Below are 4,062 nucleotides of genomic sequence, written 5' to 3'. Positions count from 1 at the left end.
GGGGCCGGCGCCGACCGCGCGGGCGAGCGCGCCGTAGCTCGTCGTCTCGCCCCAGCCGACGGCGCGGGCGGCGGCATAGACGCGGCGGAAGAAGGGATCCTGCCCGTCGAGATCGAGCGCGACATCGGAGAAGTCCACCCGCTCGCCGGCGAAATAGCACCGCACGGCCGCGGCGACTGCGGCCACCGCCGCCGGCGGCACGGCCGGCTCGGCGCCCGGCAGCCGGCGGCGGAGCCGGCGCTCGACGGCGGCCGCCGACCGCGCGGGCAGCTCGAGGCAGGTGATCCCCGCCTCCGACCAGCCGATGCCGCAGAAGCCGGCCGCGGTCCCGAAGACGTGGATGCTGGAAGATCGCCGACCCATCGCTGGCTCCTCCTGCGGATGCATCTGGACGCGCGCCGGCGGATTTCAACCCTCGCCGCGGCCCGCCCGCGGCACGCCCCGGACCCGTCCTTGCCTCGCCCCGGACGGTCATGTAACATTAATGCCAAGTTGCGGACCTTTCCGCACGATCCGATCTGGTTCACACATGGCGCATGACTTAGCGGAGTCTGCGCAGGATGGTGTCGCATCGGTGCTGGCTGGCCGCGGGTACGAGCCCGCGGCGCGCGACACCGACCTCTATGCGGCCCTCGACCTGGGCACGAACAGCTGCCGGATGCTGATCGCGGCACCCGACGGCGGGCGCTTCCGCGTCGTCGACGCCTTCGCCAAGTCGGTGCGGCTCGGCTCCGGGCTGGAGCGGACCGGCCACCTCTCGCGCGGCGCCATCGCCCGCACGCTGCAGGCGCTCGCCGTCTGCGCCGCCAAGCTCGAGCGCTACCGCGTCGCCAACGTGCGGCTCGTCGCCACCGAGGCCTGCCGGCGGGCGCGCAACGGCCGGCACTTCCTCGCCGTCGCCGAGAAGGAGACCGGCCTCGCCCTCGAGGTGATCCGCCCGGAGGAGGAGGCGCGGCTCGCGGTCATCTCCTGCGCGCCGCTCGTCTCGCCCGACGCCGAGCAGGTGCTCGTCTTCGACATCGGCGGCGGCTCGACCGAGCTCGTCTGGCTCGACGTGAGCGGCATCGCGCGCGAGCGGCGGGCGCAGGCGATCGTCGACCTCGAGATGAACGGGCCGGAGGCGCCGGGCGCGGCGCGCATCGTCGACTTCATCTCCGTCCCGCTCGGGGTCGCCACGCTGCACGAGCGCTATGCCGACGTCGCCGACGACAGCGCGCGCTTCGCGCTCATGTCCTGGTACTTCGAGGAGCAGATCGTCGGCTTCAAGCCCTACCTCGAGACGCTGGCGCGGGCGGACGGCACCAACTTCCAGATGATCGGCACCTCGGGAACCGTCACCACCGTCGGGGCGGCCCACCTCGGGCTGCGCCGCTACGACCGGCGCAAGGTGGACGGGATGCGCCTCTCGGGCCGGGCGATCGAGGAGGTGATCGGCCGCTTCCTGCGCCTCGGCCCGGAGGGGCGGCGGCAGGACATCGGCCTCGGGCGCGACCGCTCCGAGCTCATCATGTCCGGCGTGGCGATCCTGCAGACGCTGCTCCGGATCTGGCCGACCGATTCGATGCGGGTGGCCGATCGCGGGCTGCGCGAAGGGATGCTGTTCGCGATGATGAGCGCCCGCGGCGCCTTCGCGGACGGCGTGCAGCTCGAGTGAGCCCGCCCGCGTCCGGGCGCGGCCCGGGAGGAGGATCGGGGAGCGGATCGGGCCGCGGGCGGCGCGACCTCCGCGTGCGGGTGAAGACCGCCAAGGGGCGCAAGCTCTCCTCCACCCTCTGGCTCGAGCGCCAGCTCAACGACCCCTATGTGGCGCGCGCCCGCGCCGAGGGCTGGCGCAGCCGCGCCGCCTTCAAGCTGATCGAGATCGACGACCGCTTCGGCTTCCTCAAGCCCGGCGCGCGCGTGGTCGACCTCGGCTGCGCGCCCGGCGGCTGGACGCAGGTGGCGGTCGCCCGGGTGAACGCCCTCGGCGAACGCCGGGGGCGCCCGGTCGGCCGGGTCATCGGCGTCGACCTGCAGCCGGTCGAGGCGATCCCGGGGGCGGAGATCCTCGAGCTCGACTTCCTTGCCGAGGGCGCCGACGCAGTGGTGCGCGAGCGCCTCGGCGGCCGGGCCGAGGCGGTCGTCTCCGACATGGCCGCGCCGGCCTCGGGCCACCCGCCGACCGATCACCTCAGGATCATGGCGCTCTGCGAGGCGGCGGCGGAGTTCGCCATGGACGTGCTCGAGCCGGGCGGGACCTTCGTCGCCAAGGTGCTCGCCGGCGGCGCGGAGGCCTCGCTCGTCAAGACCCTCAACCGCGCCTTCGCGCGGGTCGCGCACGTGAAGCCGCCGGCGAGCCGCAAGGACTCCTCGGAGAAGTATCTGGTGGCGACCGGCTTCCGCGGCCGGCCGGCCGAACCGGGGCCGGCATGAGCGCCATCGGCGGCTTCGTCTTCGCCTTCGACCTCGCCGGCACCTTCGTCTTCGCGATCAGCGGGGCGGTCGCGGCGGTCAACCGGCGGCTCGATCTCTTCGGCATCCTCGTGCTCGCCTTCGTCGCCGGCAACTTCGGCGGCATCACCCGCGACCTGCTGATCGGCGCCGTGCCGCCGGCGGCGCTGACCAGCGAGCGATACCTGCTCGTCTCGGTGCTCGCCGGGCTCGTGACCTTCTTCCGCTATGCCGGCGTCAACCGGCTGCGCACGCCCGTCCTCCTCTTCGACGCCGCCGGCCTCGCGCTCTTCGCCGTCTCGGGTGCGCAGAAGGCGCTCGACTTCGGGCTGAGCCCGGTGATGGCGGCGCTCCTCGGCATGCTGACCGGGATCGGCGGCGGCATGATGCGCGACACCCTGCTCGCCGAGGTACCGCAGGTGCTGCGCTCGGAGCTCTACGCCATCGCCGCGCTCGCCGGCGCGGCGATCGTCGTCCTGGGCGATCTCGCCGGCCTGCCCTACGGCGTCTCGGCCAGCTTCGGCGCGGCGCTCTGCTTCGGCCTGCGCTTCCTCGCCATCCGCTACGGGCTGCGCCTGCCGGCCGCCAGGCTCTCGGCGCAGCGGCGGGCCGAATCGGATGCCGCCGGCGAGGACGGGCGGGGCTGAGCCCCGTCGCCCTCAGCTGGCCTCGATCTCCCGGCGCAGCGCGTCGATGTGCGGTGCCGCGGCGGCGGCGGCGGCGCGCTCGACGGCGCGGTAGCGGGCGACGATGGCGAGGCCGACCGGGGTGAGGACGGCGCCCCCTCCCCTCTCGCCGCCCTTCTTCGTGTCGACGACCGGCTTGCGGAAGAGCCGGTTCATCTCCTCGACCAGCAGCCAGGCGCGCTTGTAGGACATGCCCATCTGCCGCGCCGCGGCCGAGATCGAGCCGAAGGCGGCGATCTGCTCGAGGAGCTCGACCTTGCCGGGGCCGATCCGGCCGTCGGCCTCGAGGTCGATGCGGAGGCTGATCGAGGGCATCGCGCTTTTCCGTCATCCGCCCGGCCTGCCCGGGTCGCCGGCAGGATCGCCCCACCGGTGCCGCCGGCGCAAGGGGGCATCAGTGCGGGCGCGCGTCCGGCCTGCCCGGCAGGCGGCGCTCCGAGCGGAAGCGGCGCGGCGACTGGCCGGTCCAGCGCCGGAAGCTGTTCGAGAAGGCGCTCTGGTCGGCATAGCCGAGCAGATAGGCGACCTGCGCCAGGCTGAGCTCGGGGTCCGAGAGGTAGCTGCGCGCCATCTCGCGGCGCACCTCGTCGACCAGCTGGCGGAAGGAGGTGCCCTCGTCCTGCAGCCGGCGCGCGAAGGTGCGCTCGCTCATGCCGAGCTCGAGCGCCACCTGCCGCGCGGTCGGGACGCCCCGCGGCAGGTCCCGGTTGACGAGCCGCCCCGCCCGCTCGCGCAGGCTGTCGTGCGTCTCCCGGCGGGCGAGCTGCTCCTCGGCGTGACGCTCGAGGACGGCGAGCAGATAGGGATCGGCCGCGCTGACCGGCAGCGCCAGCTGGTCGGCGCCCAGCAGCATCTCGGTCGTCTCGCTCCCGAAGCGCGCCCGGCAGCCGAGCAGCGCCTCGAGCTCGGCGCGCGAGCTCTCGCGCGCATGGGCGAAGTGCAGCTC

The 4,062-nt window shown here is 74.2% G+C and carries 5 protein-coding genes and 1 pseudogene; 3 read left to right on the top strand and 3 right to left on the bottom strand.

Features of this window, described 5'->3' with window-relative positions; translation table 11 throughout:
* Window positions 1-363, bottom strand: a pseudogene (locus Q0112_RS01395) (MGMT family protein); the annotation flags it as partial.
* A gap of 211 nt (window positions 364-574) precedes the next feature.
* Here Q0112_RS01395 and Q0112_RS01390 point away from each other — a divergent pair.
* The 3 genes from Q0112_RS01390 to Q0112_RS01380 are packed head-to-tail and all read left to right on the top strand — an operon-like array spanning window position 575 to window position 3,077.
* Window positions 575-1,654, top strand: a complete 1,080-nt coding sequence (locus tag Q0112_RS01390) for a Ppx/GppA phosphatase family protein (RefSeq protein ID WP_297970443.1) — start codon at window positions 575-577, stop codon at window positions 1,652-1,654.
* Entirely contained in the window at window positions 1,651-2,412 is a 762-nt protein-coding gene (locus Q0112_RS01385; RefSeq protein ID WP_297970442.1) for an RlmE family RNA methyltransferase, read from the top strand. Before Q0112_RS01390 ends, Q0112_RS01385 begins: the two co-directional genes overlap by 4 nt.
* The gene (locus Q0112_RS01380; protein ID WP_297970441.1) at window positions 2,409-3,077 is read left to right on the top strand and encodes a trimeric intracellular cation channel family protein; all 669 of its coding nucleotides are present in this window, start codon (window positions 2,409-2,411) and stop codon (window positions 3,075-3,077) included. The genes Q0112_RS01385 and Q0112_RS01380 overlap by 4 nt, the downstream gene beginning before the upstream one ends.
* Before the next feature lie 12 nt (window positions 3,078-3,089).
* On the opposite strand, the gene Q0112_RS01375 is transcribed toward Q0112_RS01380, so the two are convergent.
* Window positions 3,090-3,431 (bottom strand): winged helix-turn-helix domain-containing protein, encoded by a 342-nt coding sequence (locus Q0112_RS01375; RefSeq protein WP_297970439.1) that lies wholly within the window; start codon window positions 3,429-3,431, stop codon window positions 3,090-3,092.
* A gap of 79 nt (window positions 3,432-3,510) precedes the next feature.
* Window positions 3,511-4,062 (bottom strand): helix-turn-helix transcriptional regulator (locus Q0112_RS01370; protein WP_297970437.1); only part of this gene is annotated, 552 nt, incomplete at its 5' end.

Origin of the sequence: uncultured Amaricoccus sp., from assembly GCF_937858865.1 — a bacterium.
Taxonomy (GTDB): domain Bacteria; phylum Pseudomonadota; class Alphaproteobacteria; order Rhodobacterales; family Rhodobacteraceae; genus Amaricoccus.
This window is presented reverse-complemented; position numbering and strand designations above follow the sequence as displayed.

Bases quoted from the DNA above. Each gene is read 5' to 3' on its own strand.
- Q0112_RS01380 (WP_297970441.1), top strand. From the start codon at position 2,409: ATGAGCGCCATCGGCGGCTTCGTCTTCGCCTTCGACCTCGCCGGCACC.
- Q0112_RS01375 (WP_297970439.1), bottom strand. From the start codon at position 3,431: ATGCCCTCGATCAGCCTCCGCATCGACCTCGAGGCCGACGGCCGGATC.